This window comes from Tenggerimyces flavus (assembly GCF_016907715.1).
GTDB classification, from domain to species: domain Bacteria; phylum Actinomycetota; class Actinomycetes; order Propionibacteriales; family Actinopolymorphaceae; genus Tenggerimyces; species Tenggerimyces flavus.
In genome coordinates this window covers 4,116,035-4,141,261 of sequence record NZ_JAFBCM010000001.1, presented here as the reverse complement: position 1 = coordinate 4,141,261, position 25,227 = coordinate 4,116,035, and the positions used below count along the sequence as shown (strand labels likewise).

Sequence of the window (25,227 nt, the reverse complement as noted above, 5' to 3'; positions counted from 1 at the left end):
CTGGCACGTTCGCGTCTTGGCGTGGCGCGGTCTCCGTTCGGGTCACTTGAGCCGATCCCACGCGGCCTGCAGCTCGGTCGACGCGGTCTCGAGGCGTGGCTTCGGGTCGGCGCCGTTGCGGATGTCGGCGAACGCCTTGAGCATGATGTCCTCGAACTGCACGTACCCGACCGACCGCGGCCGGTGCACGACGGTGTTGTTGAGCTCGTACAGCATGAGCGCGCCGGCGCCGTCGGTCACGGGCGGGTCGAACGCGTCGAGCTGCTTGGCGTAGTTGTCGAACGCCGTCTTGTTGGCGGGCGCGATGAAGACCTTGGCGATCGTGGCCTCGTTGCCCTTGGCGTTGACGCTGGCGAAGCGGAGGAACTCCAACGCCGCTTGCTGATTCTTCGACGCCGGGTTGATGCCCCAGGACCACGAGTCGGTCGGGGTGGCGACCTTGCCGCCGTCGAAGTATGGGTGGGGTGCGATGCCGTAGTCGAGCTTCTTCTCCTTGCGGGCTTGCTTGAACGCGGTGAGCGCCCAGGGGCCGCCGACGAAGAACGCGGCCTTGCCGGCGGCGAACAGCGGGTTCATCTGCGCCGTGTCGACGCCGCGCGGCGAGATGCCGTCCTTGAACAGGCCGCCGTACCAGGTCATCGCGCTAACCCAGCCGTCGTTGGTGAGGTCGGGCTGGAGGAGGTCGTCGCCTTGGATGCCGTTGCCGGCTCCTTTGGACTCCGGGAGGGGCTGGAGCTGGTAGTAGCGGTCGGTCTGGTCGAACAGCAGTCCCCAGGTCGCGCCTGTTTGCTTGGCCTTCTTGGCGGCGTCGGTGACCTGCTCCCAGGTCCACCTGTCCTTCTCGGTGCTCTTGGGTGGCGTGACGCCGGCCTTGGCGAGGAGTGCCTTGTTGTAGAAGAGGTACTGCTCGGAGGTCCAGATCGGCATCCCCCAGAGCTTGTCGTTCCAGGTGCTCGCGTCGTACTGCGGCGGCAGGGCGCTGTCCTTGACGTCTTGGGCGTGCTCGGTGAGGTCGACGAGGAACCCGCGGGCGGCGTACGAGGCGACGCGCGACTGGTCGACCGTGTAGACGTCGATGCCCGCGTCTTTGGCGCCGAGCCGTTGCTGGAGCACGCTGTTGAGCTGGTCGAACGGGACCGACGTGTACTTGACCTTGATCGTCGGATGGTCCTTCTCGAACGCGGCGATGACCGGCTGGAACGTCGCGGGCACCTCTGGCCCGACGAAGTTCAACGTCGTGTTGCCACCGCTGTTGCTGTTGCCGTTCCCGCTCCCGCTCCCACCGCAGGCCGCGGTGAGCGCGACCGCCAGAACGGCGACCGCAAGCGCTCGTAGACGCATCGCACACTCCCACGCAACTCGAATTGCATCGGAGTCTACTCGTGTAGATAGCCCGGTCAAGACCCCTCCGTTTCGAATGAGGGCGTCCCTCTATCGAATAGATCGCTACAGGGACGCCCTCATTCGAAACCACCCCCGCGCTCCACTCCCCGCATCGCGACTCTGGGTGCGCTCAACGCCCGTGATCATGAACGTGATCATGAAGCCGAACTGGTCGTATACGCCGGGTTTGCCTTCATGATCACGCTCATGATCACGGACCGGTGGCCGAGGGTTTGGGTGAGGGGCGCCCTGGTCCCATAGGTTCGGACCGGGGTGCCCCCGACCCAACCAGACCCCGCCACCTTTGGATGAAGGGCACCTTCATCCAATAGGTTTGGATGAAGGTGCCCTTCATCCAACCTGGGCAGGTTCGGTATGGGACGCGAGCTCCAGATCGTCATCGACGCGCACGATCCGGTCCGACTGGCCGAGTTCTGGGCAACGGCTCTCGGCTACGTGGTGGAGCCAGCGCCGCGCGGGTTCGAGTCGTGGCGGGAGTTCGCTCGGGTGAACGACATCCCGAAGGATCGCTGGGCTGTCGGGCTGATCGACCCCGACGGACGCGGGCCGCGAGTCTTCCTCCCTACGGTGACGGATACCAAGCGGGGCAAGAACCGCGTCCATCTCGACATCTTCGTCGGTGGCGGCCGCGAGCAGATCGCTGTGGAGGTGGCCCGTCTAGTCGGCATCGGCGCCACCCACGTCGCCGATCGCGCAGAGCGCGGCACCTCTTGGACCGTCCTGCAAGACCCCGAGGGCAACGAGTTCTGCGTGCAGTGACTGGCCGAACTGGCCTCGCGGGGGCGATGGCCGTCCTAGGCTGGGATTCCGTCCACGACGCGGGCGGCCTGAACTGCCTGGACGTGACGGATGCGACCTCCCCCCGACGCCGACGCCGAGCCCGCGAGGCTGGCTGGCCGGATGGCCGAGCGGGCGCTGCTCATCGACGCGATGGAGCGGGCAGCCAAGGGCACGCCGGCGGCTGTGTTCGTGCACGGCGAGGCTGGGGTCGGCAAGACCCATCTCGTCACCTCGATCAGGACGCTGGCCGAGCAAAGAGGCTTCGCCATGTTGTGGGGTGCGTGCGTACGGTTCGGCGCCGCCACTGTTCCCTACGCCCCGATTGTCGGCGCGCTCGAGCACTGGCTGAACCGAGCCGGCAACGAGATGCAGACCGACGACCTCGGCAAGCTGCTGGCGGGCGACGCGCCAGCCGAAGCGCCCAGGCTGATTCCCGTCATCGACAAGCTCATCGAGAGGATCAGCTCGAACCAGCCAGTCATGCTGGTCATCGACGACATCCACTGGGCCGATGTGACCTCGCTCGACGTCCTCGCCTACCTCGTCACCGGCTTCCGCCACCAACGGCTGCTGGTCGTCGCCACCGCCCGCGAGGAAGGCGTCGGCCTCCCGTTGCGCGGCTGGCTGGCCGACCTCCGGCGCCTCCCCGCCGTCGAAGAGCTCAGGCTGGAACGGCTCAGCCGCGACGACACCGAAGCCCAGCTGGCGCAAGCCCTCGGGCAGGCCCCTGACCCCGGCCTGGTCAACGACGTGTACGAACGCTCAGAAGGCAACGCCTACCTCACCGAGCTCCTCGTCCGCGACGTCGTACCCACCGCCGCCAGCCTCCCCCAAGGCCTACCGAAAGCCCTAAGCGAAGCCCTCCTCGCCACCTGGCACCGGCTCGAGCCGACCGCCCGCACAGTGGTCCAGCTCATCGCCACAGGCGGCCGCCCGATCCGCCACCATGACCTCGAGGCGGTGACCACAGCGTTCGGCATCACCCCAGAGGCGCTCGAAAGGGCAGTCACCGAGGCCGTCGACGCCGGCGTCCTCGTCACCGACACAGAAGCACGCACCTGGTTCGGCCACCCGCTGACCGCCGAGGTCGTCGACGACACCCTCCTGCCCGGCGAGGCCGAACGAGCCCACCGTGCGTTCATCGCCAGACTGAACGAGTCGCCACGTATGGGCCAAGCAGCCGAGCTCGCGCTCCACCACGAGCTCGTCGGAGACCTCACCGAAGCGTTCCAGTACGCGCTCAAAGCCGCCAACAGCGCCGCTCAGGTCCAGGGCTACGCCGAGCAGACCAGCCAGCTCAGCCACGCCATCGAGCTCTGGCCGCAGGTAGCAGAGCACGGCGATCTCCTTGCCCTGCTCAGACACGCGGTCGACGCCGCCAACCGAGCAGGCGACGAACAGGCAGGGTTCGCGCACGCCGACCACGCGTTGCGCATCGTCGACCGCACGGAGAATCCCTTACTGGCAGCGCGATTGCTCTGCGAATGGTGCGGCCTCGTCTTCCGCACCGGCCGCGTCGCCCAGCACCCGTTGCGCGAAGCACGCGAGGCGCTAGCGCTGAGCACAACAGACCCAGACAGCGTCGAGTACGTCCTAGCGCTCGCGACCGTCGCCGAAGCCGAAGCCTGGGACGACGACTGGACAGCCGCCAATCTCCATGCCACACAGGCGATCGAGGCCGCCAACCAACCGGAAGGCAGAGCCTGGGCACTCGCCGCGAGGGCACGCGTCGACGAGGGCAAACCGAAAGCGGTGGAAGAAGGCGAGCAGGCCTACCGCTACGCCAGCGCGGAAGGATTCCACCAGGTCGCCGCCCGCGCCGCCGTCTGGTGGTCGAACGCGCTCTGGGACGTCGGTCGGTTCCAGGACTCCGCCGACGTCACCACCAGAGCGTTCGCCGAGGCCAGCGCCACGTTCCCAGCGGCCGCCACGACAGCGTTCCTGGCCGGTACGGCCGCGGACCGACGGCTGGCGCTCGGCGACCTCCCCGCCGCGGCAGAACTGGTCCGCGAGGGCCTCGCGATAAGGGCAGGCGGCATCGGCGGAGCGAACGTCCTCCTCCGAGCGGCCCGCCTCGCCACCATGCGCGGCCGAACAGACCAGGCCGCCCAGCACCTGCGCCGCGCCGAGGAGCTCGTCCCGTCGCTCCCCCACCACTACGGCCTGATCCCCCAGCCGGTCTACGCGTTCCACCACCTCGCGAGCGGTCGGGCCGACCAGGCACTCGACCTCCTCTGCGAGGCGATGCCGAACCAGGCAATGGATCGGTGGCTGTGCGACGAGATGTTGATGTGGGGTGCCCGAGCCGCCGCCGACCTCGCCCAACGTGCCCGCGACCGCGAGGACAGGGCCGGCATCGAAGCCGCACGCGACCGGCTGGACACCCTCGCCGATCTCCGCGCGGCGCACGGCACGACCCCGTTCGGCGAGGGTGTCGAGGGACGCGCGCAAGGCGCGATCTTCACCGCCGAGTCAGCAAGATGTCGACCCGAGAACGACACCGCGGAGCTCTGGCACCAGGCCGTCGACAGCTGTCGGGCCGCCGGCTTCCGCTGGGACGAGGCGCTCGCCTGTCAGCGGTTGGCCGAGGCGATGTTGCGAGAGGGCGGACGCCGTACGGAGATCGCCGCAGCATTGAGGCGAGCCCACCAGCTCGCCACCGACATCGGCGCCGAGCCACTGCAGCAGGATGCGGCCGCGTTCGCCACCCTCGCCCGTGTCTCTCTCGACGTCCCCCGCGGCCCCACGCCCACGGACGACGAACGGTTCCGCGGCATCACCAAACGCGAACGGGAGATCCTCGCCCACCTGGTCGCCGGCCGCTCCTACCGCGAGATCGGCACTGCGCTGTTCATCAGCGAGAAGACGGTCAGCGTGCACATCTCCAACCTGCTGCGCAAGACCGACACCACGAACCGGCACGAGCTCGCCGCCCTGGCCCGCCGGTTGACCAGCTGAGGAGAACGAGGCCCGATCTGAGGGTTGCTCCCCGATCTCCCACCGCCCCCTTAGCTCGCAGAGTCCTTGGTGTCAGCACCCACCACGAACCAAGGAGCACTGCGATGTCCACGAAGACCGTCCTCGGCTTGGCGTTCGCCGCCGTCCTGGCCAGCGTGACCTTCGCCACCCCGGCGATGGCCGTCCCGGACGAGCCGACCGAACTCCGCGACTACGCGCCGACCAACGAACGCTGTCTCCGACCGGGAGACGCCCTGTACGACCACCCGGAGGTCGTCGTCGAGCCCTGTCGCCCGGAAGCGAAGCCGACGCCCGTTGTCACACCACCCAAGACCCCGCAGAAGGCAGCGGCCGTCGAGCAGGACTGGACCAAGGTGCAGGTCGCCGGCGGCGCCCTCGCCGGAATCACCTTGCTGGGTGCGGGATTCGTCGGCCTGCGCCGACGCAACCGAGCGGAGAACTGAGTGATCGGAGGGTCCACGAGCGTGGGCCCTCCGAGCGTTTCTAACGTTCGGGGCAGCCGCAGGTCCCACGGGACACCAGCGTGAGCGGGAACACCTCGTGCACCTGGTCGCCTCCGTTCTCCCGGAACAGCAACTCGACCGCCCGTCGCCCCATCAGCCCCACCGGCTGGCGCACGGTCGCGAGCCTCGGCACGGTGTACTCGGCCTCCGCGATTCCGTCGAAGCCGACGATGGCGAGCCCGTCGGGTACGGAGACGCCCGCATCCGCGGTCCCGCGCAGCGCACCGATCGCCTGCAGGTCGGTGGCCGCGAAGACCGCCTCCGGAGCAGGCGAAGAATCCAGCAGCTCCCGCACAGCCTCGGCACCACCGCGCAGGCTGAACTCCGCCCAGCGCACCAGCGAGTCCGGTGCCGCCAACCCGGCAGCGCGCAGGGCCGTCTGCCACCCTTCGTACCGCTCCCTGCCGGGCGCACTGTCGCGCGGACCGGCGATGCAGGCAATTCGGGTGAAGCCATGCGACACAAGGTGCTCGGTCGCGAGCCGTGCCCCCTCCTTGTTGTCCACCTTCACCGTCGAAGCGGCTAGTCCGCGGACCGGTTGATCCACGACGATCACCAGCGGCACCCGACCTTCGTAGGTGCGCGCCAGGTCTTCCGTCGGTCCGTTCGTCACCACGATCAGACCATCGACCTGCCGGTCCTGGAACGTTCGTAGGTAGCTCTCCACCCGCGCCGCGTCGCCGGACGCGTTGCCGACCAGAAGCGAGTACCCGCGGGCGAACGTCTCGTCCTCGATCGCGTGCGCGAGCTGGGCGAAGAACGGGTTGGAGTTGTCCGGCACGACCAGGCCGATCGACCACGTACGCCGGGACCGCAGGGCCCGGGCGACACCGTTCGGGCGGTAGCCGAGCTCCTCCACCGCGGCCAGCACGCGCTGCCGGGTGGCGTCCGCGACCGGGCGTGGCCCGTTGTTCATCACGTAGCTGACCACCGCGGCCGACACCCCCGCGCGCCGTGCCACCTCGTCCCGCTTGACCACGAGCCCTCCTGACCAGATGCGTCTACACGAATAGACTACGGGACCGGGCTATGCTGGCGTCGTGCTCGAGCTGTTGGCCACTCCGACCGGCCTGCTCGCCCTCTCGGCGGCGGTCCTGGTCGGCGTGCTCGTACTCGGCGCCGTCCGCGGCGCAGCGCGGGCCACCGTAGTCGTCAGCCGCACCCAACGAGTCGTCACGCTCGACCGTCGCCACATCGAGTCGACCGTGCTCGTTCCGCAGACCGATCCCGACGCCGCCGGAAGGCCGCGTCCGAGAGCACCGTCCGGGCGTTCCTGCTTCTGAAGCAGCCCTGACCACCCCAGCTCTCGAAAGGCACCACCGTGCTCACCTTCCTCGACCCTGCCGTCGATGTCGCCTCCCGTGTGGTCGCGGCCGTCGGCGATGTGCTGCACCCCATCCTCGGCGACGCCTCGACCGCCGGCGCGATCGTGCTGGTCACGATTGCCGTACGACTTCTCCTCCTCCCCCTCAGCTACCGCGCGGCGCGCGCCACCAAGGCTCGCCTGGCGATGCGACCGAGAGAGCTCGAGCTCCGCAAGCAGTTCAAGAGCTCCCCCGCGAGGCTGAAGAAGGAGCTGAACGACCTCCGCCAGCACCACCAGACCTCGCAGTTCGCCGGCTTCCTCCCCCTGCTCGCGCAGGCGCCGATCTTCATGGTGATGTACCGGCTCTTCCTCACCCCGACCGTGAACGGGCAGGCCAACCTGCTGCTCACCCACACCCTGCTCGGCGTCCCGCTCGGCGACAGGTGGCTCGCCGACCTCGCGACCGGACTGCTGCCGCCCGACCTGCTCGTGTTCGGCGCGCTGTTCGTCCTACTCGCGGCGGTCGCGTGGTGGTCGTCGAAGCAGGCCAAGCAGGCCATGGCGCTCACCCCGACCGCGATGCCCGACAACGTGTCGCCGGAGCTGGCGCGGTCCATGCAGGGCATGATGGGGACGTTGTCCCGGCTGGCTCCGTTCGGCACGGTCGTGGCCGCCGCGTTCGTTCCGCTCGCCGCCGCGCTCTATCTGCTGACGACCACCGCGTGGTCGGTCGCCGAGCGGCACGTGTTCGGGACATATCGGGCACCCGTACTCGCCCGATGACCCACGACACAGCGTTTCGTACCGTGGTCCCCGGCGCTGGCCGGGGACAATAGGCAGGCCGCTGACCGCAAGGAGTGTTGGACTACAGATGCCGCGCCGAACCAAGACCGCCGAGCTCCCCGAGGACTTCGAGGAGCAGATCGTCGACACCGACGTCGGCGAGGAGATGCGCAAGAGCTTCCTCGAGTACGCGTACTCGGTGATCTATGCCCGCGCGCTGCCGGACGCGCGGGACGGGCTCAAGCCGGTCCAGCGGCGCATCCTCTACACGATGTCCGACATGGGGCTGCGCCCCGATCGTGCGCATGTGAAGAGCGCGCGGGTCGTCGGTGAGGTCATGGGTAAGTTGCACCCGCACGGCGACGGCGCGATCTACGACGCGCTGGTGCGGATGGTGCAGCACTGGGTGATGCGCGTTCCGTACATCGACGGCCACGGCAACTTCGGATCGCCGGACGACGGCCCGGCCGCGATGCGGTACTCCGAGTGCCGGCTGGCGCCGCCGGCACTCGCGATGGTCGGCTCCCTCGAAGAGAACACCGTCGACTGGAAGCCCAACTACGACGCGAAGGAGAGCGAGCCGGTCGTCCTGCCGGCCGCGATCCCCAACCTACTGGTGAACGGCGCCGCGGGCATCGCGGTCGGCATGGCCACGAACATGGCGCCGCACAACCTGATCGAGGTCGTGCAGGCCCTGCGGCACCTGATCAAGCGGCCGGACGCGACGCTCGACGACCTGATGCGCTTCATCCCCGGCCCCGACCTGCCGACCGGCGGCAAGATCGTCGGGCTGGACGGGATCCGCGACGCGTACGAGACCGGGCGGGGCGCGTTCAAGATGCGCGCGACCACGCGGATCGACGCGGTCACTCCACGTCGCAAGGGCATCGTGGTCACCGAGCTGCCCTATAACGTCGGCCCGGAACGTGTCATCGAACGGATCAAGACGCTCGTCCAGAGCAAGAAGCTGCAGGGCATCGCCGACCTCAAGGACCTCACCGACCGCGAGCGCGGCATGCAACTGGTCATCGAGATCAAGAACGGCTTCCACCCTGAGGCATTGCTCGAACAGCTCTTCAAGGTCACGCCAATGGAAGAGTCGTTCAACATCAACAACGTCGCTCTCGTGGACGGGCAGCCGCGGACGCTCGGGTTGAAGGAACTGCTCGAGGTCTATCTCGGGCACCGGTACGACGTCGTGCGGCGGCGGACCGAGTTCCGGCTCACCAAGGCCTCCGACCGGCTGCATCTCGTCGACGGCCTGTTGATCGCGATCATCGACATCGACGAGGTCATCCAGATCGTCCGTTCCAGCGACGACGCGTCGATCGCGAAGGAACGCCTGATGGGCGTCTTCGACCTGTCCGACGTGCAGGCGCAGTACATCCTGGACATGCAGCTGCGGCGGCTGACGAAGTTCTCCCGGATCGAGCTGGAGAAGGAGAAGGACGAGCTGCAGCGGACGATCGACGAGCTGCGCGGCATCCTCGCCGACGAGAACCTTCTCAAGGGCATCGTGTCCGACGAGCTCGCCGACGTGGCGAAGGCGTACGGCACGCCCCGCAAGACGATTCTGCTCGAGTCCGCCGGCCAGGTGGTGAAGAGCGCGGTGCCGCTCGAGGTCGCGGACGACCCGTGCTGGGTGCTGCTGTCGTCGACCGGGCTGCTGGCGCGGACGACCGACGCGGAGCCGTTGGGCGTCGAGGGCGAGCGGGCGAAGCACGACGTCGTGCTGTCGGCCGTACGCGGGACCGCGCGCGGTCAGGTCGGTGTCGTGACCAGCCAGGGTCGGCTGATTCGCCTTGGTGTGTTGGACATGCCGGCGTTGCCGCCGACCGCGAACGCGCCCAACCTGCAGGGCGGCGCGCCGATCTCGGAGTTCGTGTCGCTGGAGAGCGGCGAACGTCCGTTGTGCCTCACCACCCTCGAGCCGGACTCCCCCGGCCTCGCGGTGGGCACGGCGCAGGGCGTGGTGAAGCGGGTCGTGCCGGACCACCTGTCCAACCGCGACTCGTGGGAGATCATCGGGCTCAAGGACGGCGACACGGTGGTCGGCGCGACGGAGCTGCGGACCGGCGAGGAAGACCTCGTGTTCATCACTAACGACGGGCAGCTGCTGCGGTTCTCGGCGTCGGCGGTGCGGCCGCAGGGTCGAACGGCCGGCGGCATGGCGGGGATTCGCCTTACTGGCAAGGCACTCGTGGTGTTCTTCGGTGCCGTCGACGGCGGACGGGACGGGGTCGTGGTGACCGTCGCTGGGTCGGACTCGGCGCTGCCGGGGACGGACGCGGGCTCGGTCAAGGTGGCCCCGTACGCGGAGTATCCGCCGAAGGGCCGCGCCACCGGTGGCGTACGGTGCCACCGCTTCCTGCGCGGCGAGGACCTGCTGCAGCTCGCCTGGGCCGGCCCCGCGCCAGCCAAGGCCGCGGCGGCAAGTGGCGCGGCGGTGGAGCTGCCCGAGCCGACTGGCAAGCGGGACGGCTCCGGCGTACCCGCCAGCCAACCGATCGCGGCCGTGTCCGGCCCGCTCGACCTCGCCTGATCCACCGGCTCCACGCCACCCACCCGGCCGTGATCATGTTCGTGATCATGAAGGGAAACTAGTCGTATACGACGGGTACGCCTTCATGATCACGTTCATGATCACTAGATGTTGGCGCGGACGAACTTCCGGCCCGAGTAGTTCTCGACCTCGACGCCGGCGACCTGGTCGGGCGCGATGAGCGCCTGGCCGGAGAGCACGGTGCCCTTGGCGGCGCCGGTCTCGGAGACGAGCCAGCTGCCCACCAGCTCGCGCTTGCCGTCGCGGGCGACGACGTAGATCCGGCACCGTTCGCCCTGCGGGATGCCGGCGACGTCCGCGGTGATGCGCACCCAGCCGGCAGCGGGCACGACCGTCAGGTCCATGCTCGCGCCCGTCGCGGCGTCGGTGGCCTCGACCTGCCTCGTCCCCGGCACCGGTGTCGGTGTCGGTGTCGGTGCCGGCTGCGTGATCACCTTGTCCGGCGCGGTGACCCGTCCCACCACGGCGCCTCCCCCGACGCCGATGACCACCACCGCGGCGGCCGCGAGCGCGATGGCCAGCGTCCGCCGCTTCACGGTCGCGCCGCGTTCGGTCCGAACGGTCCGCAGCGTCCGCTGCAGCAGCAGGTCGCCGCCCTCCGGCGGACCGTCGAGGAGCGCCTCCGGCGGCAGCTCGTGCAGCGCCATCCGTCCCTCCTGCATGGCCGCGTACTCGCCCTGGCACTGCGGGCAGGTCGCCAGGTGCCGCTCCAGCGCGGGAACGTCCTCCGCATCGAGCGCTCCGAGGACATATGCCCCGATCGCCTCTGGGTCGTGCTGAGTCATCTGGCCACCTCCTCCGCGGTGACGGGACGCCCCGCGAGTGCTCTGTCACGGAGCACCCGAAGGGCGTAGTACGTGCGGGACTTCACGGTTCCTGGCGGTACGCCCAGCGCCTGGGCCGCCTCGGTGACGGTGGCGCCGCGGTAGTAGATCTCGGTGAGAACTTCGCGATGTTCTGGTGACAGCTTCTCGAGGGCGTCTCCGACGACGACCTGGTCGACCACCTGGTCGGCGTGGTCTGCTTCGACCGCCGGGACGTTCTCGTGACCCTCCACCTCCTGCGGGCGGGCCGCCCGCCGGCGGTGGCGATCGGTGATGATGTTGCGGGCCACGGTCAGCAGCCACCCGCGTACGGAACCCTTGCCGTTCGTCAGCGACTCGGGATGCTTCCAGGCCCGGACGAGCGTCTCCTGGACGACGTCCTCGGCGGCTGCCCGATCGCCGGTGAGGCGGGTGGCGTACGCGAGCACTGCTCGACCGTGCTCCTCGTAGAGCGACCTGATGAGCGCTTCGTCGGCCGCCGCGTCACGCTTGCGGCTCAGGAAGGCCATCGGGGGTCGGCTCCTTCAACAGATGGGTCCGGACCGTCGGCAGTCTAGCGACGCCTCAGTACGTGTACCCACCGCTGCCGTCGGTCGACTCGTCGTCGCTGCTGTTGTTGGTCGGGCTCTTCTTCTCGCTGACCTTGCAGCCGTTCGGCTCGATGGTGAACCAGACTCCGCCGACACCGTGTCCGGTCGCGTCACCGGGCGCCTTGTCCTTGGTGTAGCGGTACACCGGCCAGCCGCCGATCGTGACCTGCTTGCTGCCGTCGGACCGCTCGGCCGTACCCAGCAGCTTCTCGTCCACACCGTCGAGCTCGACGTCGCCCTCGGCCAGCAGCGCCGGCCACAGTTCCGCGCAGTCGCCGTCGCAGACGGACGTTCCGGCGTTCTTCTTGTCCTTGGTGAACAGGTAGAGCGTCCTGCCGTCCTGGTCGGTAAGGACCTTGCCGAGACCGTCGATCGTCGTGACGTTCACCTGGGTGTCGGTCGGCGGCTCGGGCCGAGCCTGCTCCTGGGGCTGCTCCTGCTCGGGCTGCTCTTGCTCCGGCTCGGGCTGGGGCTGGGGCTGCTCCTGCTCGGGCTGCTCTTCCGGCTGCTGCTCCTGCTGCTCGCCGGGCACCTCGAGGTCGGGCAGCTCGCCCATTGCCTCACCGGCCTTGCCCAGCGCGAACCAGACTCCGCCGACACCGTGGCCCTTGGCGTCACCCGGCGCCTTGTCCTGGTTGTAGCGGTACGCGGGCCAGCCACCGACCGTGACCTGGGTGCTGCCGTCGGCGCGCTTCGCGGTTCCGAGCAGCTTGTCGTCGACGCCTTCGAGCTGCACCCCGCCCTCGACCAGCAGCGGCGGCCACTGCTCGGCGCAGTCGCCCTCGCACGCGGAGGTCCCGGCGTTCCGCTTGTCGTTAGTGAACAGGTACAGGGTTCTCCCGTTCTGGTCGGCCAGCACGTCACCCAGACCGACGACCGCGGCGGTCACGACCTTGGTGCCTGTGGCCGGCGCCGCGGGGGCGGCCTGCGCGGCCGGAGGCTGCTGTCCCTGGGCGGACAGAGCGTTCGGAAGGTTCAGGCCGCAACCGGAGAGCAGGCCAACGCTCACGGCGGCGGCGACAACGGCGGCGATGCGAGTACGTGTCATGGTGCTTCTCCTCTTCGGTTCCTGGCGTTCGGCACCAGGCACACGCACCCACCCCGCCAACCGGTTCAAAGAATTTCCTAAGCAGTTTCGACCAGCGCCTTCGGGCGCGGCTCCGCGACGGCCAAGACGCGGGACAGCGGGCGGAGCAACACGATCGACACCGTGAGGGAGGCGACCGCGCAGATCGTCATGATCAGGCCGGGGTTCGCGACGTCCGCGGCCGCACCGGCGACGACCGCGCAGACACCGAACGTCGTCATCCGAAGCGCGGACTCGAGTCCCAGGACCTGGCCGCGCAGTTCTGGCGGCGTCACGCTCACGAGAACCTCCTGCTGCGCAAGGGATGCCGCGTACCCCACGCTCCCGATCGCCACCAGCGCGGCGGCCAGCCAGACCGGAAGTGTCAACAGGAACGGGAGAAACGGCACCGCGAGCAGCATCCGCATCGCCGGGTTCCACCGCTTGCGCCTGCGCTGGCCGAGCAGCCGACCGGCGGCGAGGTCGCCGAACATCATCCCGGCCGCACCTGTCGCGAACAGGATGCCCGCGGCGTCGCCGGCGTACGGAACGAACAGCGCCTCGCAACCGACGATCAGCCCGTTCGGCACGCAGAGCGCGACGACGAGCAGGCGGGTGTCGCGGTGCGCGAGCAGCTTCCGGTTGCCGCGCCACGTCTCGCGCAGGCTCGTCGCGGCGGCGCGCCTCGGCGGCCGCTTGGAGAGGCCGTACCGCAGGACGGGAACGGCGGCGAACGACAGCACGGCGGCGAGCCAGAACACCTGCGTCGGCTGCAGTACCTGCAACAGGATCCCGGCGACGCCGAAGCCGACGATCTGCATGGCGCCGACGGAGAGGTTCATCACCGAACGTCCGAGCACGAAGTCCTCGTGCGGCAGCACGTCGTTCAGCAAGCCCCAACGAACTCCCGCGCCGATCGACAGGCAGTACGCGACCGCGAGCGTGACCAGCAGCCGCATCATCGGCGGCATGTCAACCGCGGCTTGCACCACGGCCGAAGCGGTCGTGACGAGGGCCAGCAACACCAGAATCGGCCGCGGGCTGGCGGTGTCGGCGGCGGACATCAAGGTCGTCGCGCCGAGCATCTGCGCGAGCAACGGGCCGAACATGATCAGCGCGCTCAGCAGCGCGGAACCGGTCTGCTCGTGCACCAGCGTGGCGAGGGTCAGGCTCGTCATCGTCGCCGCCGCGTTGCCGAGCGCGCTGCTGATCCAGAGGTTGCGGAACTCGGTCCGCCGGAAGACATCGCCGTAAGTGCTCACGACGGAGAGCCTGACGGTCGTCATCGCCGCGGACCAGAGTTTCGGCTGGAGACGAAACGTCAGGACGTCGCCCCGGTGTAGCGGCGGAGGCCGAGGCGCCAGCACCCGACGGCGAGGCAGCAGGCGATCGCGGCCCCGATCACGCAGGGCACCAGGAGCACGAGGCGTGGTCCGCCGAGGAGCGTGGTGGTGGGGACGGTGGCGATGAGGGCGAGCGGGAACACGTAGGTGAGGACGAAGCGCAGGGGCCGGCGGTAGATGTCGGTGGGATAGCGGCCGAGCTCCCATGCGGAGCCGTAGAAGACGTCGAGCTGGAGACGAGGCGCCCAGAACGCGAGGCAGGCGAGGAGGACGCCCATCGCCCAGGTGACCGCGAGCGCGGCGGCGAGGGTCACGATCCAGGCCAGGATCGCGCCGGGCGTGGGAAGTCGTCCCTGGCCGCTGACTCCGAGGACGATGACGACCGTGCCGAGGACGAACCGGATGAGGGCCAGTGGGGTGGACCTGGCCAGGCTGGCGAGGAAGAGCGTGGGCGCGGGTTGCAGCAGGTACGCGTCGAGCTTGCCTTGGCGGATGCCGTTCTCCGGAAACCAGGAGAGGTTCGGGTCGATGAACGTGCTCTTCAGACTGCTGAGCAGTTGGAACGTGCCGATCAGCACGTAGGCCTCGGCTTCGGTCCAGCCGGCCAACGAGTCGGTGCGCGCGTACACCACGAACACGGTCGCGAGGCTGGCGAGAAGGCCGATGACCGACTGCACGATGTCGAAGAGCAGGTTGATCCGGAACGTGAGCGTGGCTTGCGCGGATCTGCTGAACCCGGCGGCGAAGAGCCTGAGCAGTTTCATGCGCCCACCACCGTGTAGCGACGGACCCCGGCGCGCCACAGGAGGACGGCGGCGACGACGAACACCGTGATCCAGGCGGCCTGGTAGCCGAGGCCGGTGAGCAGCGGGGCCAGGCCGTGCACGCGGCCCGCGGCGACGTCGGCCGGCAGACCCAGCATTCCGTAGAACGGGAGCACCTGACCGACCTCGCGCAGCGGCCCCGGCAGGAACGCCAATGGTGCGATCGTGCCGCCCAGCAAGGTGTTCAGCGCCCAGCCGAAGCCCACGATCGCGTGCACGCGTTCGGTCCAGAACGCGGTGAGGGAAAGCAGGAAGATCCAGCAGAAGCTGAGCGTCGCTGCCAGCACGAAGACCGGAACCGCTGCCAGGACAGCGGTCCAGGTCAACGAGACGCCGAACGCGAGCCCTGTCAACAGTGCAAGGGGAATCCCCATGATCATCAGCCAGAGACGGATCGCGAGATTGGTGCCGATCACGTTGACGACGACTGGCTGCGGCCGCAGCAGGTCGTGGCTGATCGTTCCGTCGTACACCTTCTCGGAGAACGTGAACTGCTCGAACGACTCCGTCATCACGGTGACCAGCAACAGCGCGACGTAGTAGGTCGCGACATAGGGGTCGTCGGGATAGACCGCCGACCAGACGAACATGCCGATCAGCGGGCCGAGGATCGCCTGGACGACCAACGTGAGCAGGAACCACCAGCTGCCGGACCACTCGAGCACCTCCATGCGGATCCGCAGGGCGATCAGGAGCGGTAGGCGGCCTGCCATCGAGCGGGTGGCGGCGGTCATCCGACGCCCTCCCGGTACGCGCGATCGATGACCACGTCGAGGGAGGCCTCCTCGACGGCGAGATCCGCGACGTCGAGCTCGGTGAGGAGCCGGGCGGTGGTTCGGGCGACGTCCTCGCGCGGCACCCGGAGGACCCACGTCCCGTTCGACGCCTCGATGACGTCGCCTGCCTGCCGGAGCCGTTCCTCGTCGGCGTTCGGCGCGGTCAGTCGGACGAGCTTGTACGGCGACAGCTTCGCCGCCAGGTCGTCGAGCCGTCCGTCGTACTGCACGCTGCCCTTGTCGATGAGAACGAGCCGCGGGCACAGCGTGGCGACGTCGGCCAGGTAGTGGCTGGTCAGCAGGACGGTCGCGCCGGTCTGCTGGGCGTACTCGGCGACGAACCGGCGCATCGTGGTCGCGCCGGTGACGTCCAGCCCCAGCGTCGGCTCGTCGAGGAACATCACCTGCGGCCTGTACACCAGCGAGAGGGCCAGGCCGGCACGCATCTTCTCGCCCAGGCTCAAGGCTCGGAGCTGGCGCGCCAGCAGCTCCTCGAGGTCGAGCAGGTCGGTGAGCTCGTCGAGGCTACGTTGGTACTCGGCCGGCGGAACCTCGTAGAGCAACCGCTGGTACCGCAGGGTGTCCAGAACGGTGAGCTCCTGGGGTCCACCCACTGGCTGGCTCCCGCGGATGAAGGCGATCCGGCGGAGGAAGTCCGCCCGGCGCTGCCACGGCGAATGTCCCAGCACCCGTACCTGCCCGGACGTGGCGTGCAGCAGCCCGGAGAGGATCTTCATCGTCGTCGTCTTGCCGGCCCCGTTCGGACCGATGAAGCCGACGACCTCACCGGGGGCGAGGACGAACGAGGCGTTCCGTACGGCCGGCACCTCTCGATAGCGCCGGTGGAAGACCGATCCCAGCGTCTCCTTCCACCCCGACCCCCGGATCGGCGCCCGGTACGTCATGCACAGGTCCTCCACGACCACAGCTGCTCCAGCAACGCTCATGGGTCGACCGTAGGAAGAAAAGGCGCCACCTGATGTCTTATTTTTCTGCGAGAGTGGATCCGTGCGTGCCGAACGGCTCCTCCGACTCCTGCTGCACCTGCAGACCCGCGGTCAGTCGACCGTGGTCCAGCTCGCGCGGCTGCTGGAGGTCTCGCCGCGTACCGTCCAACGCGACCTGGACGCCCTGAGCCTCGCCGGCGTCCCGGTCTATTCGGTGCGCGGCCGGGGTGGCGGCTGGGCGCTCCTCCCCGACTACCGGACCCGCCTCACCGGCCTCACGCCGGCCGAGGTGATGTCGGTATTCGTCGGCGCGACCGCGCATGTCCTCGCCGATCTGGGCATCGACGCGTCCAGCGACCAGGCCATGGCCAAGCTCATCGCCACGCTGCCCGAGCCGGCCCGGCGCGACGCCGAGTTCGCTCGCCAACGGCTCCTGATCGACCACGCGGGCTGGGACGACCACCGGGAGGCGCCGCGCTGGCTGAACCATTGCCGGCAGGCGATCTGGGCGGAGCGGCGTCTCTCGATCACCTATCGCGATCCGGCGGAACCCTTCACTGTCGCGCCGCTCGGCCTCGTCGCCAAGGCACGCACGTGGTATCTGGTCGCGACCCGACCGGATGGTGCGGTGCGTACGTATCGACTGAGCCGGGTGACGTCGGCGTCGTTGACCGACGAGGCGTTCACGAGGCCTCGCGACTTCGATCTGGCCCGGCATTGGGACGAGGCTCAACGGCTGTTCCAGGCGTCCCTTCCGTCGTACCGGATCGTGCTGCGGGTACGTGGCCATGCCGTCCGGCGGTTCAAGGCCATCGGACCCGTGGTGTCGGACGTCGACGGTTGGTCCGTGGTCGAGGCGGACCTCGAGAACGCCGACGAGGCCTGCGCCGCCGTGCTTGCCCAGGCCGGTGACGCCGTGGTCGTCGCACCGCCGGAGCTGTCGACGATGGTGCGTCAGGCCGCAAGCAGGATTGCCGAATCCCACTCCTGAGCTGGTGCGGTGTCAGGCTACGACGAGCTGCTGCTGGACACGTACCTCGCGCAGCTCCGGTGCGGTGTGGGTGGCGCTGACGCCCTGGGAGAGCGGTGTCTGCCAGATCCTCTCCAGCAGCGCGACGAACCCCGTGGCGTCCTCGCGGGTGGCGAAGTCGAGCTCGATGTAGACGAGGTGCTCGTCGTCGACTGGCTGGGTGATCCGGTACGCGAGCACCCCGTGGTCGCGGCGCGCCTTGTCGTAGCGGTCGAAGGCGTTCGTCCAAGCGGAGAAGGACGCGATCTCGTTCTGTATGTGGAGGGTGAACATGTCTCGCAGCATGCTCCCGCTGGCGACCCGGGACCATCCCGAATGCTGGGGATCCCGATACAGGTGATACCTCACCAGCCCGAACGGACGTTCCAGGTCCCCTAGGCTGCGCTGTGTGCTCGAGCGAGTCGAACGGCTCTGTGCAGGCACGCTCGACGCGAAGTCGTTGCGCGAGCGGGTGCTCGCCGAGGTGCGGCGCGCGGTGCCGTTCGACGCGCAGGTGTGGGTGTTGACCGATCCCGTCACCCGAGTGGGAACGTCTCCGTTGGCCGACGTTCCCGGGTTGTCGTGGCCCGACCTGCCCGACCTGATCCGGTGGCGTTATCTCGCGGAGTCGACGCGCTGGACCACGGTGATGGACGCCGGGGCGTCGGTGCGGTTCCTGCACGAGACCGATGGGACGTGGCACGACCCGGCGATCGTCGACGTGGCGACAGTGGTGTTCCACGACCGGTTCGGCTGCTGGGCTTGGCTGGACCTGTGGCGGACGACGCCCTTCGCGTCGGCCGAACGGGCACTGCTCGACTCGTTCGTTCGGCCGGTGACTGAGGGGCTCCGGCGCGCGCAGGCGAGGACGTTCCTTCCCGGTTCGATGACCCCGCACGACGGGCCGTCGGTGCTCGTGCTCGGCCCCGATCTGCACGTGCGCCAGCAGACGTCTGCCGCGGTGGAGACGCTGCACCGGCTGAACCCGCCGGACGACCCGATCCCGGCAATCCCCGCCGCCGCGTACAACGTCGCGGCGGCGTTGGTCAGCGCGAGCATGCCGGCGTGGTCGCGGGTGCACCTCGGCGGCGGGCGGTGGGCGACGTTGCGAGCATCGCGGCTGTCCGAGGGCGGCGACCTCGCGGTGAGCATCGAGACCTGCACGCCGGCGGAACGGCTGGAGGTGTTCGCGCTGGCGCACGGGCTCAGCGGCCGCGAACGAGAGGTGCTTGCCGAGCTCTGCACTGGCGCCGACACGCGGCAGCTCGCGCGCACGTTCGTGCTGTCGGAGCACACCGTGAACGACCACGTGAAGGCGATCCTCGCCAAGACCGGTTCGGCGACGCGGGGTGTGCTGCTCTCCCGCATCGCCGGTACGGGCTAGGCGATCGTCCGGATCGTGCCGCCCTCGGCGTGCACGGCGGCGCCGTTCGTCGACACGGCGAGCGGGCTGCTCAGGTAGACGACGAGGCTCGCCAGCTCCTCCGGCGTCGCGGGACGCCGCAGCAGCGAGGTCGGGCGGAACTCGTCGAAGTACGCTGCCTCGACCTCCTCCGCCGAACGCCCTTGTTCCTCGGCGGATTCGCGGATGAACTCGAGCGCGCCCTCGGTGGCCACCGGCCCTGCCAACACGGAGTTGACAGTGACCTCCGTACCCTTCGTCAGCTCGGCGATGCCGCGGGCCACCGTGAGCAGCGCGCTCTTCGTCATCGCGTACGGCAGCATGTCCGCGTCGCTGGTGACGGCCGAGTCCGCGGAGACGAAAAGCATTCGACCTTGCTTTCGAGCAAGCATTCCCGGGAGGTAATGGCGGGTGAGGCGGATCGTGCTCAGCACGTTCGTGTCGAAGTAGCGCGTCCATTCCTCGTCGGTCACGTCGGGGAACGCGGCGAAGGCGGAGATCGCGACGTTGTTGACGAGGATGTCGACGTCCGGCTCGGCGGCCGTCAACGCCTGGCTGCCCTCGACGGTCGTGACGTCGGCGGCGACCGTACGGACGTCAGCACCAGGAACGAGGTCGAGCAGCCGCTTGTGCGCGTCGGCGAGCCGGGTCTCGTCGCGGCCGTTCAGGATGACGGTCGCGCCCTCCCGGGCGAGGCCGGTGGCGACGGCGAAGCCGATGCCCTGGGTCGATCCGGTGACCAGCGCGGTCTTGTCGGTGAGGTGGAGGTCCATGCGCTCCAGCGTGCTGGGCAGGCCGTACGGCAACCAGCACTCGTCGTTCGTACCACTGGCAGGGTCAGGCTCGCCGCGTCGACTCGGGCGATACTGGGTGGGTGGAGACGAGCACCTCGCTGGGCGACTTCCTGCGGACGCGGCGCGCCCAGCTGCGCCCGTCCGACGTCGGGCTCGCCGACATAGGGCGGCGGCGGGTGCCGGGACTGCGCCGCGAGGAGCTCGCCCAACTGGCCGGGGTGAGCCCGGCGTACTACACCCGGCTCGAGCAGGGCCTGAGCCAGAACGCGTCGAACGCGGTGCTGGACGCGATCGCGCGGGCGTTGCGGCTGGACGAGCACGAACGGGAGCACCTGCTCGACCTGGCCCGCCCCGCGACCCCAGCGAGACGCCGCCCGCGTCTGGAGCGGCTGCGACCCAGCGTCGCCCAGCTCGTGTCGGCGTTGAACGTCCCGGCGCTCGTGATCGGCCGCCGGATGGACGTGCTGGCGTGGAACCGTCGCGCGCACCTGCTGCTCGCCGCGCACCTCCCGTACGGCGAGCGGCCGAACCTCGCGCGGATCACATTCTTCGACCCGCACATCCGCGAGCTGTTCGTCGACTGGGGACGGCAGGCCCGCGAAACCGTTGCCTGCTTGCGCCTTCTCGCCGGCCAGCACGCCGACGACCCCGCCCTCGCCGAGCTGATCGGCGACCTGTCGATGCGCAGCGACGAGTTCGCGACGCTGTGGTCCAAGCACCAGGTCCGCAGCTGCGCGTTCGGCCGGCACGACCTCCACCACCCGACCGTGGGCGTGCTCACCGTCGATGAGGAGTCGATGGAACTGCCAGACGACCCCGGCCAGCGGATGTTGCTCTACTCCGCCGAACCGGGGTCGCCTTCAGAAGCCGCGTTGCAACTGCTCTAGCGCCGCATCTCCGGGGGAAGCTCGGGCTCCTCCGACAGTTGCGTCGGGTCGATCGTCGACGTCTTCCGGCCGTGGAAGATCCACGTCACCAGCCACAGGATCAGCCCGATCCCCAACAGGACGCCGGCGACGATGTACTGGATCGCCGGACGGCCCGACAACCCGGGGATGACCAGGTAGACGCAGCAGATGATGCCGAGGATCGGGAAGACCGTCGGCGCCTTGAAGTGGTAATGCGACACCGGGTCGCGCCGCAGGATCAGCACGGCGCCGTTGACGATCGCGAACACCGCGAGCAGCAGCAGCGCGGTCGTTCCACCGAGCACCGAGATCTGGCTCGACGTCGTCAGCCCCATCGCCAACAGGGTGGTGAAGATGATGGCGACCCAGGGCGTACGCCGGAACGGGTGCACGTTGCCCAGCCAGCGCGGGATGACCTTCTGGTTCGCCATCCCGTAGATCAGCCGCGAGGCCATCATCAGGTTGATCAAGGCGGAGTTCGTCACGGCGAACAAGGCGATCAGCGCGAACAGCCAGAGCGGGAAACCGACCGCAGCGATCTTGACGATCTCGAGCAGCGGGCCGGTCGACTCGCCGAGCACGTTCAGCGGCACGATCGCGGTCGCGAAGAACGCCACCAGCATGTAGATGACACCGGTGATGAGGATGCCGGCGAACAACGCGCGCGGGAACGTCCGCGGCGGATCGTTCGTCTCCTCGGCCATGTTGACCGAGTCCTCGAACCCGACCATCGCGAAGAACGCGAGCGCCGCGCCACCGATGACGAGGTTGAACGTGTTGCCCTCGTTGAACTCGAACGCCCGGCTCGCGTCGGCGACGCCTTCGCCGAACGCCATGAAGCCCAGCACGATGATGATGAGCAGACCGGACAGCTCGACGCAGGTGAGGATCACGTTCAGGTAGACCGACTCCGCGACGCCGCGGAAGTTGATCCCGGCGAGCACGGCCAGGAAGGCGATGGCGACGAGGATCGTCGTTCCGTTGCTGAACTCTCCGACCAGCTCCTGCAGATAGGTCCCGCCGAACGCGCGTGACGCCGCTGCGGCCGAGGTGAGGCCGGACGACATCACCGTGAACGCGACCATGAACGTCAGCAGGTGGATGCCGAACGCCTTGTGCGTATAGAGCGCCGCGCCCGCTGCCTTCGGATACTTGCCAACGAGCTCCAGGTACGAGGTGGCGGTGAACAAGGCGACGATGAAAGCGAGACCGAACGACAGCCAAGCCGCGCCTCCCACCTTGCCGGCGACCGTGCCGGTCAAGGCGTAGATGCCGGTGCCCAGGATGTCCCCGACGACGAAGAACAGCAGGAGCTTGGGACCGATGACGCGCTTGAGCTCCGGCTGCGAGCCGGGCTGCGACGGTGCAGTGACGGACTCGGACATATGGCCTCCCTACGAGTTGAGCTGAGAGTGCCCGATCGGCGCCTTGGCGTAAACCCCTGAACCTGATCTTGATGAGACTTGTTACTCGACCCCAAATAGGACTCCCTCCTCAACCCCCGCCAGACGGAGAGCGCGGTGAACGTCCGGCGGGGAGTCAAGATCAGTAGAGTCGTCCTTCGAGATGAGCACTTCTTTCCTTCACGACCTCGTCAGCTGCCTCTCCGCGCCCGCCGTCGCCCTCTCAGAGGCCGATGGCCAGATAAGGACGGGCGGGATCCAAGGGCTGCTCCTCCACGACATCCGCATGCTGTCCAAGCTGGTCGTCCTTGTCGACGAGGCGGAGCCGGTCCACATCGGCGGGTCCGCGCCCGCAGCGGCCTCGGCGACGTTCGTCGGGCTGCTCCCCGAGGCGGGTCCGGACCACGCACTCGCCGTCGAGCGGAGCCGGGTCGTCCACGGCGACGGACTGACCGAACGCCTGACCGTGCGCAGCATCGCCACCGAGCCGACGACCGTCGTGCTCGGCGTACGGGCCGCGAGCGACCTGGCGAGCATGTCCGACATCCGGCAGGGCGTCGACGTACCGATGGTCTCCCCTTCGCTCGCGGGGACCGTCGTCGAGTGGACCAACGGCGAGAGCCGGGTCTCACTGTCGTTCCCGGCCGCTGCCGAGGTCACGCTGCAGGGCAACGAGGCGCGACTGGTCTGGCAGCTCGAGGTGCCCGCCGGCGGTGCGGTCAGCATCGAGCTCGACGTCGCCGGGACCGCTGGGGTCTCGGCCGGCTTCGAGCCTGCCGAAGCACCGTGGAGTCGAGCGACTGTCACGGCTGCCGACCGCGACCTCGGCCGGCTCGTCGACCGCAGCCTCGCCGACCTCGAGGGCCTCGTGCTCGCGGACGCCGGCGACCCGTTTCTCGCCGCCGGCAGCCCATGGTTCTTCACGCTGTTCGGCCGCGACTCCATCTGGGCCGCGCGGATGCTCCTTCCTCTCGGCACCGAGCTGGCACGCGGAACGTTGGCCACCCTCGCCCGCCGGCAGGGCACCCGCGACGACGAGACGACCGGCGAGCAGCCGGGCAAGATCCTGCACGAGGTCCGCGGCACTCCCGTTCGCCTCGGCGAGGGGAACGTCCTGCCGCCGGTCTACTACGGCACGATCGACGCCACCCCGCTCTGGGTGTCGCTGCTGTACGACGCGTGGCGTTGGGGCATGCCTGCCGACGAGTCCGTGCCCGCGCTGCGGGGTGCGCTGGACTGGATCACCGGTCCGGCGGACACCGACGGCGACGGGTTCCTCGAGTACATCGACAGCACGGGCAAGGGGTTGTCCAACCAGGGTTGGAAAGACTCGCACGACGGCGTCCAAGGGCCGACCGGCGAGCTGGCCAAGGCGCCGATCGCTTTGTGTGAGGCACAGGCGTACGCGTACGAAGCAGTGATCAAGGGTGCGGCGCTGCTCGAGGTGCTGGGGCAACCTGGGGTTGGCAGCCTGCGCGAGTGGGCAGCGGGGATGCAGGACAGGTTCCGGTCGGCGTTCTGGGTGAGCGACGAGCACGGCCCGTTCCCCGCGATCGCACTCGACGGCGACAAGCGTCCCGTTCCGACCGTGACCTCCAACCTCGGCCACCTGCTCGGCACCGGCCTGCTCGACGACGCCGAGATCGCGCACGTGGCCGAACGGTTGCGCGGCCGGGACATGGACACCGGCCGCGGGCTTCGTACGATGTCCAGTACGGCAACGGGATTCAACCCGCTCGGCTACCACACCGGCTCGATCTGGCCGCACGACACGGCGATCGCCGTGACCGGTCTCGTCCGTGACAAGCACGCCTTGACAGCGGCTGGCTTGGCGAACGGAATCGTCTCCGTGGCAAGGGCGTTCGACGACCGGATCCCCGAGCTGTATGGCGGAACGAGCGCGTTCGACGGCGAACCGCTGCTCGTCTATCCGCCCTCGTGTCGTCCGCAGGCCTGGTCCGCCGCTGGCACGATCGCGATCGTCGCCGCCGCTCTCGGTCTCGACCCGGACGTACCGAACGGGGTGCTGCGGATCAGCCCGAGCCCGGCGTTCTCGTCCTGGTGGCCGTTGCGCGTCGTCGGCCTGCAGGTCGCAGGGCATCGGCTCGACGTGACCGTCGACGCACATGCGAACGTCGACGTCTCCACGGACGCCGACGTTCGCATCGAGGTGAGCTGACGGTCACCGCCCTGCCGTGACCTCCTCGCGGGTGGGGGCACCCGGAACCTGGTCGACCATCGCGGCCGGCAACTCCCACAGCTCAGGCGGGATCGTCACCTTGGCCGAGACCTGCGCCAGGAGGTCCTCACACAGACTGACATCGAGGTCGATGTCGACCAGCCCGTAGATGAGGTTCATCAGGAACGTGATCGCGCCGCCCAGCGAGAGCCCCGGCGCCTCGACCTGGTCCCAACCCTGCGTGTCGTCGGTCTTGTTCAGCAATCGCGTGACCACCGGCGCACCAACGACGTCCGCGCCCAGGATCGGGCTCAGGGCCTTGTCGTTCGCCTTGTTGACGAGCGAACCGGTCGCGTCGTCGTACGTCCACTGCTGCCCAGTTCCCTTACGACATGGGAGAACCAGCACCGGCGTCTCGGCCGGCAGCTCCACCGGCACCAGGTCCGCCGCGGTGTCGAGGCAAGCGCCGGTCGGCAGCGGATCGAGCAGGCCGTCGGTCAGGCTGACCTGCAGCTGACCGTCGGCGGTGAGCGTCCACTCCTGCAGCATCGAGATCGGCGACGGCACGCAAGGAGCCATCACCGCAGTTGGAATCTTGTCCGCGACGACAAACGTCAAGCACAGGTTGTCATCGGAGCGAAGGGCCAGCAGCCCAGGTTCGTCCTTGGGTAGCGCGGACTTCGTCTCTGCCTGCGCGACGCCGGTCGTCAGGGCTCCGGCCATCGCGAGCGCCACCATTGCGGCGCCAGTTCGCTTCCACCACGTACGAGGCATCTCTACCTACCTCCCGGTCACGTTGAGTGCCTTCCCGTGTTCTGAAAGTAACCACGTGGAGATAGTTAAA

The 25,227-nt window shown here is 68.9% G+C and carries 23 protein-coding genes; 10 read left to right on the top strand and 13 right to left on the bottom strand.

Annotation, left to right across the window (positions count from 1 at the left end):
• Window positions 1-42 precede the first annotated feature (42 nt).
• Entirely contained in the window at window positions 43-1,341 is a 1,299-nt protein-coding gene (locus JOD67_RS19345; protein WP_205119010.1) for an ABC transporter substrate-binding protein, read from the bottom strand.
• Window positions 1,342-1,758: 417 nt separating this feature from the next.
• Between JOD67_RS19345 and JOD67_RS19340 the strand changes: the two genes are divergently transcribed.
• The 3 genes from JOD67_RS19340 to JOD67_RS19330 all read left to right on the top strand — a co-directional run bounded on the left by JOD67_RS19340 (window position 1,759) and on the right by JOD67_RS19330 (window position 5,606).
• The gene (locus JOD67_RS19340; protein ID WP_205119009.1) at window positions 1,759-2,163 is read left to right on the top strand and encodes a VOC family protein; all 405 of its coding nucleotides are present in this window, start codon (window positions 1,759-1,761) and stop codon (window positions 2,161-2,163) included.
• Window positions 2,164-2,253: 90 nt separating this feature from the next.
• On the top strand, window positions 2,254-5,142 hold the full coding sequence (locus JOD67_RS19335) for a helix-turn-helix transcriptional regulator (RefSeq protein ID WP_205119008.1): 2,889 nt from the start codon (window positions 2,254-2,256) through the stop codon (window positions 5,140-5,142).
• 104 nt (window positions 5,143-5,246) lie between these two features.
• Entirely contained in the window at window positions 5,247-5,606 is a 360-nt protein-coding gene (locus JOD67_RS19330) for a hypothetical protein (protein WP_205119007.1), read from the top strand.
• A gap of 40 nt (window positions 5,607-5,646) precedes the next feature.
• Here the strand turns inward: JOD67_RS19330 and JOD67_RS19325 are convergent, their stop codons facing one another.
• Window positions 5,647-6,645, bottom strand: a complete 999-nt coding sequence (locus JOD67_RS19325) for a LacI family DNA-binding transcriptional regulator (protein WP_205119006.1) — start codon at window positions 6,643-6,645, stop codon at window positions 5,647-5,649.
• Window positions 6,646-6,706: 61 nt separating this feature from the next.
• Here JOD67_RS19325 and JOD67_RS19320 point away from each other — a divergent pair, with 61 nt between their 5' ends.
• The 3 genes from JOD67_RS19320 to JOD67_RS19310 all read left to right on the top strand — a co-directional run bounded on the left by JOD67_RS19320 (window position 6,707) and on the right by JOD67_RS19310 (window position 10,297).
• Window positions 6,707-6,949 (top strand): DUF6412 domain-containing protein, encoded by a 243-nt coding sequence (locus JOD67_RS19320; RefSeq protein ID WP_205119005.1) that lies wholly within the window; start codon window positions 6,707-6,709, stop codon window positions 6,947-6,949.
• A 38-nt stretch (window positions 6,950-6,987) separates the two neighbouring features.
• On the top strand, window positions 6,988-7,755 hold the full coding sequence (locus JOD67_RS19315; RefSeq protein WP_205119004.1) for a YidC/Oxa1 family membrane protein insertase: 768 nt from the start codon (window positions 6,988-6,990) through the stop codon (window positions 7,753-7,755).
• 88 nt (window positions 7,756-7,843) lie between these two features.
• The gene (locus tag JOD67_RS19310) at window positions 7,844-10,297 is read left to right on the top strand and encodes a DNA gyrase/topoisomerase IV subunit A (protein WP_205119003.1); all 2,454 of its coding nucleotides are present in this window, start codon (window positions 7,844-7,846) and stop codon (window positions 10,295-10,297) included.
• Between the two features lie 104 nt (window positions 10,298-10,401).
• Here the strand turns inward: JOD67_RS19310 and JOD67_RS19305 are convergent, their stop codons facing one another.
• From JOD67_RS19305 to JOD67_RS19275, 7 genes are all read right to left on the bottom strand, one after another.
• Complete coding sequence (locus JOD67_RS19305; protein WP_205119002.1) at window positions 10,402-11,103, bottom strand: anti-sigma factor family protein; 702 nt, start codon at window positions 11,101-11,103, stop codon at window positions 10,402-10,404.
• Window positions 11,100-11,651 (bottom strand): sigma-70 family RNA polymerase sigma factor, encoded by a 552-nt coding sequence (locus JOD67_RS19300; RefSeq protein ID WP_205119001.1) that lies wholly within the window; start codon window positions 11,649-11,651, stop codon window positions 11,100-11,102. Before JOD67_RS19300 ends, JOD67_RS19305 begins: the two co-directional genes overlap by 4 nt.
• Before the next feature lie 55 nt (window positions 11,652-11,706).
• The gene (locus JOD67_RS19295) at window positions 11,707-12,780 is read right to left on the bottom strand and encodes a hypothetical protein (protein WP_205119000.1); all 1,074 of its coding nucleotides are present in this window, start codon (window positions 12,778-12,780) and stop codon (window positions 11,707-11,709) included.
• Window positions 12,781-12,857: 77 nt separating this feature from the next.
• Entirely contained in the window at window positions 12,858-14,060 is a 1,203-nt protein-coding gene (locus JOD67_RS19290; protein ID WP_205118999.1) for an MFS transporter, read from the bottom strand.
• Window positions 14,061-14,119: 59 nt separating this feature from the next.
• A complete protein-coding gene (locus tag JOD67_RS19285; RefSeq protein ID WP_205118998.1) occupies window positions 14,120-14,905 on the bottom strand; it encodes an ABC transporter permease in 786 nt (261 codons plus the stop codon).
• Window positions 14,902-15,699, bottom strand: a complete 798-nt coding sequence (locus tag JOD67_RS19280) for an ABC transporter permease (protein WP_205118997.1) — start codon at window positions 15,697-15,699, stop codon at window positions 14,902-14,904. Before JOD67_RS19280 ends, JOD67_RS19285 begins: the two co-directional genes overlap by 4 nt.
• Window positions 15,696-16,688, bottom strand: a complete 993-nt coding sequence (locus JOD67_RS19275) for an ABC transporter ATP-binding protein (RefSeq protein WP_239553915.1) — start codon at window positions 16,686-16,688, stop codon at window positions 15,696-15,698. Before JOD67_RS19275 ends, JOD67_RS19280 begins: the two co-directional genes overlap by 4 nt.
• Window positions 16,689-16,749: 61 nt before the next feature.
• Between JOD67_RS19275 and JOD67_RS19270 the strand changes: the two genes are divergently transcribed.
• Window positions 16,750-17,679 (top strand): helix-turn-helix transcriptional regulator, encoded by a 930-nt coding sequence (locus JOD67_RS19270; RefSeq protein WP_205118996.1) that lies wholly within the window; start codon window positions 16,750-16,752, stop codon window positions 17,677-17,679.
• Between the two features lie 12 nt (window positions 17,680-17,691).
• Here JOD67_RS19270 and JOD67_RS19265 read toward each other — a convergent pair whose 3' ends face one another.
• Window positions 17,692-17,991, bottom strand: coding sequence for a hypothetical protein (locus tag JOD67_RS19265; protein WP_205118995.1), 300 nt, complete (start codon window positions 17,989-17,991; stop codon window positions 17,692-17,694).
• Window positions 17,992-18,106: 115 nt separating this feature from the next.
• On the opposite strand from JOD67_RS19265, the gene JOD67_RS41970 reads away from it, so the two are divergent.
• Complete coding sequence (locus JOD67_RS41970) at window positions 18,107-19,081, top strand: helix-turn-helix transcriptional regulator (RefSeq protein ID WP_205118994.1); 975 nt, start codon at window positions 18,107-18,109, stop codon at window positions 19,079-19,081.
• On the opposite strand, the gene JOD67_RS19255 is transcribed toward JOD67_RS41970, so the two are convergent.
• A complete protein-coding gene (locus JOD67_RS19255) occupies window positions 19,078-19,872 on the bottom strand; it encodes an SDR family NAD(P)-dependent oxidoreductase (protein WP_205118993.1) in 795 nt (264 codons plus the stop codon). The genes JOD67_RS41970 and JOD67_RS19255 overlap by 4 nt on opposite strands.
• A 101-nt stretch (window positions 19,873-19,973) precedes the next feature.
• On the opposite strand from JOD67_RS19255, the gene JOD67_RS19250 reads away from it, so the two are divergent.
• Window positions 19,974-20,780, top strand: coding sequence for a helix-turn-helix transcriptional regulator (locus JOD67_RS19250; protein WP_205118992.1), 807 nt, complete (start codon window positions 19,974-19,976; stop codon window positions 20,778-20,780).
• Here the strand turns inward: JOD67_RS19250 and JOD67_RS19245 are convergent.
• Entirely contained in the window at window positions 20,777-22,186 is a 1,410-nt protein-coding gene (locus tag JOD67_RS19245; protein ID WP_205118991.1) for an APC family permease, read from the bottom strand. The genes JOD67_RS19250 and JOD67_RS19245 overlap by 4 nt on opposite strands.
• 181 nt (window positions 22,187-22,367) lie before the next feature.
• On the opposite strand from JOD67_RS19245, the gene JOD67_RS19240 reads away from it, so the two are divergent.
• Entirely contained in the window at window positions 22,368-24,383 is a 2,016-nt protein-coding gene (locus JOD67_RS19240) for a glycogen debranching N-terminal domain-containing protein (RefSeq protein ID WP_205118990.1), read from the top strand.
• Between the two features lie 3 nt (window positions 24,384-24,386).
• Here JOD67_RS19240 and JOD67_RS19235 read toward each other — a convergent pair whose 3' ends face one another.
• Window positions 24,387-25,157, bottom strand: a complete 771-nt coding sequence (locus tag JOD67_RS19235; RefSeq protein WP_205118989.1) for a ricin-type beta-trefoil lectin domain protein — start codon at window positions 25,155-25,157, stop codon at window positions 24,387-24,389.
• Window positions 25,158-25,227: the final 70 nt, after the last annotated feature.